At 41.1% G+C, this 3,790-nt stretch carries 6 protein-coding genes; 1 reads left to right on the forward strand and 5 read right to left on the reverse strand.

Going from position 1 to position 3,790, the window contains the following annotated elements:
* The 3 genes from FE392_RS13925 to FE392_RS13935 form a co-directional block, all read right to left on the reverse strand.
* Positions 1-839 (reverse strand): primase-helicase zinc-binding domain-containing protein (locus FE392_RS13925; RefSeq protein WP_319930820.1); only part of this gene is annotated, 839 nt, incomplete at its 3' end.
* A 3-nt stretch (positions 840-842) separates the two neighbouring features.
* Positions 843-1,253, reverse strand: a complete 411-nt coding sequence (locus tag FE392_RS13930; protein WP_319930821.1) for a hypothetical protein — start codon at positions 1,251-1,253, stop codon at positions 843-845.
* On the reverse strand, positions 1,246-1,401 hold the full coding sequence (locus tag FE392_RS13935; RefSeq protein ID WP_319930822.1) for a hypothetical protein: 156 nt from the start codon (positions 1,399-1,401) through the stop codon (positions 1,246-1,248). Before FE392_RS13935 ends, FE392_RS13930 begins: the two co-directional genes overlap by 8 nt.
* Before the next feature lie 189 nt (positions 1,402-1,590).
* Between FE392_RS13935 and FE392_RS13940 the strand changes: the two genes are divergently transcribed.
* Positions 1,591-1,770 carry a YlcI/YnfO family protein gene (locus FE392_RS13940; protein WP_319930823.1) on the forward strand — a complete coding sequence of 60 codons (180 nt, stop codon included), beginning with the start codon at positions 1,591-1,593 and terminating at the stop codon, positions 1,768-1,770.
* A gap of 180 nt (positions 1,771-1,950) precedes the next feature.
* Here FE392_RS13940 and FE392_RS13945 read toward each other — a convergent pair whose 3' ends face one another.
* Together FE392_RS13945 and FE392_RS13950 are read right to left on the reverse strand one after the other, a co-directional pair.
* Positions 1,951-2,235, reverse strand: coding sequence for a helix-turn-helix transcriptional regulator (locus FE392_RS13945; protein ID WP_319930824.1), 285 nt, complete (start codon positions 2,233-2,235; stop codon positions 1,951-1,953).
* A gap of 127 nt (positions 2,236-2,362) precedes the next feature.
* A complete protein-coding gene (locus FE392_RS13950) occupies positions 2,363-3,583 on the reverse strand; it encodes a tyrosine-type recombinase/integrase (protein WP_319930825.1) in 1,221 nt (406 codons plus the stop codon).
* Positions 3,584-3,790 lie beyond the last annotated feature (207 nt).

Consider the following 3,790-nt stretch of genomic DNA (forward strand, 5'->3'; position numbering starts at 1 on the left):
ACATTCTTTTTGAGCTTGCCGTTTTTGTCCCGTTCACCTTGTGAGTGCCAATCATTATCGGCGGCAAGGATGATTTTCGATTCAGGCCACTGTTTTCTGACCAATTCGGCAACATTCAATAAATTACTTTCATCAATCGCAGCCAGCACCACGCCATTATGTAACTGGCTGACGGTCAGCGCGGTCGCATAACCTTCGGTAATAATAATGGTGTCCGGCGTTCCGGTAAGTTCAGATACCGGAATCACACTTCCTTTCTTCTGCATGCCGGAAACAAGGCGTTTTTCGCCGTTTGGTTTGATGGTCTGAGCGCCGGTGATAGTACCGTTCAGTGTCTGAGTTATCAGCAATAGAGAATCCTGCAATAACCGCTGATTGGGGTATTGCAGCCCCTTTTTCACCAAATACTGAGATTCTCCCCTTATCGATTTTTCCACCAGCACCGCGATCCGTTCCGTAATGGGTTTCACTGTTCGAGGCTGCTCTTTAACTGGTTTGAGTTCAGGTAATGGCATTGCCAGTACATCAGCAATCTGCTTCGCGGCGGCCAGAATCGTGATATTTTTAGCTCTGGCCACTAAATCCAGACCATCACCATGATTGGGCTGATCACACTGGCGACAATACCAGTCGCCGTGATGGTTATCGTCTATAAAGTGAAAACGATCAGTGCCACCGCATATTGGACAAGCGCCATGCTTCCCCTTTGTCGGAACATCAATACCACAGGCTGGCAATAGGCTTTGCCAGTGATTCATAGCGGATTGTTTCACGGCTCGGATAACGTCTATTGGGCGGATTTCCGTAGGGCTTTTAGGCTGTGAGGAGCGCTGGCTCATGATTTATTCCTCCCCATAAACAGCCACACACAGTGCGTGATAGACGTCTTGGTTGAAATCACAGGCCAGCGACAGCAGATCGCGCAGTTCTTCGGAGCAATCCCTGCCAATTTTGTCAAGAATCACCTCAAATAGTGATATGGCTAACCCTGCCCGATACATAGCTTGATCTAACGGTATTGCTTTCTGAGGTCTGTTCACCACGTAACCCAATAATGTCATTAACAAGGGCTGTGGCGTATGTTTCAACAATGCTTGTTGTATTTCCTGATTGATATCACGCGCCAGCAAGATCAGATTATTGAGTTCAATACTGCATTCTTCCGGTGATTTTTCGAGAATGAACGTGAAAACAGAAGCTGCTAGCTGAGTGCGATATTCTGCCTGTTTTAATGAAAGTGTTTTTTTACCCACGGCTCACCTCCTGACGGGAAACGGATCTCAGGGAGGAAATGCCCGCCAGAATGATGATAAGGCGCTGTAGGTGCATTAGTCGTTGATTGCTTAATGCAATTAGGCATGTAAATTTAGGGCGAGTTTGGGTATGCTGTGTGCCAGCCATCGCGTAAGTCTCCTTTACGTTGTGGTTAGACGCCTCGATAGTGTTACAGCACTTCGGGGCGTTGTTTTTTCAGCCTGAATCAACTCAAGGTGTGCACCACTATAGTTACAAGATGTGGTAGGAGTCAACTCTATTATTTTGTTTTTCTTGCCGTATACTGTGTACCACCATTCAAGCACGGAGTCACATATGCCAACGGCAGACATAAATAATAAATCACAAAAATTAGTAGCACGTGTTCCACACGAAGTTGTGGAATTGATGGAACTGACAAAAAAATCTGGCGAAAGCACAGGTAAATACATTGTTGAAGCCATCAGAACAGAAGCCAAACGCCGCCTGCGTAAAACCAAAGCATCATCTGAGTAAGAACGATCAATTAACCCTCTTAAAGAGGGTTGTTTCTCAAATTGATGGTTACTTAATTTCAAATAATTTCTATAGCGAATATCGACCATCACATCCCTTTATGCCAAAAAAGCAGGCTATTTTTAGAGTGAGTTTCACCACTGCCAATTAAGGCAGTTAATTTTTTCATGGTGTTAATTTTTAATTGGTAGGTTTACGGATATACGGATTATTTATATTTTCTACAGTTGGCGGATTACGTACCCAATGTAGCAGATCACTGAGCAACCAAGCACAGGAATTGCGGCCTAATGGCTTACGGGCAGGGAAGCGTCCTTCATTTTCAAGTTTCCATGCTGATGTTCTGGATATAGAGGTAATGTGCTGGCGTTCCTTTTCACGGATCAGACGATCATAAGGTTCACCATATTCGGAAAGGATAGAGCGGCGTTCTTCAGGTGTCGGAATGCTGTATTGAATAGTCATATTACCCTCACTGTTTAATTGTTTTTGTAAGGGTATTTTACTTAATGGAAACTATTACGAAAGTAAGCCACATTTGTTACATATATATCACAATGAACATGTTCATTATCAAACGTATTCATTCCCATTATTGAGTTGCTTTTAATATAACCACATTTTCGTCAGTGCCCGCCAATACATCCAGCCGCTCACACCATTTGTTTAAAGCGTCCAGCTTCTCTGGTAGGTATTGACTCTTGTTGTATATAGCCATAATGCTTGGTAAGGCATGGCCTAGAAGCTGTTCAACCACATGTGGCGCTATACCTAAATCATTTAGCTTTGTTGCAAAGGTTCGTCTTAAATCATGCAAAGACCATTCTTCATTATGTTCTAATCTTTTCCATATATTTCTACCGTATTGTGATACTGTTTCAGGGCTTTTAAGTTTCCCTAATAGATAACCGCTTTTATGATTTTGATAATTGAGTTTTTCTAGAAATGGCTTCAGAGATTCAGGTATTGGGCGAATAATTTTATCACCTGATTTACTATTTTCTTTTGGTACAGTCCATAACATAGAATCAAAATTCCACTCTGACCATTTCGATAGCCTAGCTTCTTGTGAACGGCAACCAAATATGATTAAAATTCGCAATAAATTACTGTAGTAAGGTAAATACATATTTGTATTTAGAGAGTTCCACAATTGGCCTATTTCATTATCTTCTAAGTATCTTTCACCTTTATTTTGTTTTTTACCAACATCAGGAATAGTCAAATCATCCAGCGCATTGCTGATAGCATACCTTCTTACTCGACAAAACTTGAGAGCTTGCTTACACATCTGAAATATGTAGCCAGCAGCAACAGGGGCTGTTTTTTTAATTCTATCAAAACATTGAAGCCAATAACGAGTTTCACAATCGGCTAATGCCATGTTTCCAATATAAGGGTATATGTGCTTCTGTAACTGAGAAATGTGTTTATCAATATTTTCTCTGTTATTTTTCGCGTAGTTTTCTATCCAATATTCTATAGCTTCTTTTACTGTGACTGGTTTTAATGATTCTTGTGTTGTTAGTTTAAGCTGAAATTTTGGATCTTTGCCTAGCGAAAGCCAGTTCCGGCATTTATCTCGAATTCCACGGGCTTCTTTAAGGCTCATGTCAGGGTAACGCCCCAAAGTTATGATATCGGCCTCGGTCTCCCGTCCCCCAATCCTGTACTTAAAAAACCAACTGATAGAACCTTTTTTAGTAACACGGATCATCAATCCCGCACCATCGGCAAGTTTTATTAACTTATCTCTTTCCGTTCCGTGTAACGTCCTGAGTTTTTTATCAGTCAACTTGTTTAACATAGTCATGCCCATATCCCAAAAGAATCAGTTCACATCATTTCGGATTCCCCCACCGATTACCCCACATTTTGATGTAAGAGTGACAAAGCGTCAATAAGCACTGGAACAATATACAGTTGAAAATTATGCTATCTTATTGATTAATATTATTTTTATAAAACCATAAGAAAACATAGAAACATAATTTTTTCTAATACGGCATGAACTGATCCT

This window comes from Xenorhabdus santafensis (genome assembly GCF_033949405.1).
GTDB lineage: Bacteria > Pseudomonadota > Gammaproteobacteria > Enterobacterales > Enterobacteriaceae > Xenorhabdus > Xenorhabdus santafensis.

Excerpts from the sequence above, each read along its gene's own strand:
- FE392_RS13935 (WP_319930822.1), bottom strand. The coding sequence starts at position 1,401 with ATGGCTGGCACACAGCATACCCAAACTCGCCCTAAATTTACATGCCTA.
- FE392_RS13940 (WP_319930823.1), top strand. The coding sequence starts at position 1,591 with ATGCCAACGGCAGACATAAATAATAAATCACAAAAATTAGTAGCACGT.
- FE392_RS13945 (WP_319930824.1), bottom strand. The coding sequence starts at position 2,235 with ATGACTATTCAATACAGCATTCCGACACCTGAAGAACGCCGCTCTATC.
- FE392_RS13950 (WP_319930825.1), bottom strand. The coding sequence starts at position 3,583 with ATGACTATGTTAAACAAGTTGACTGATAAAAAACTCAGGACGTTACAC.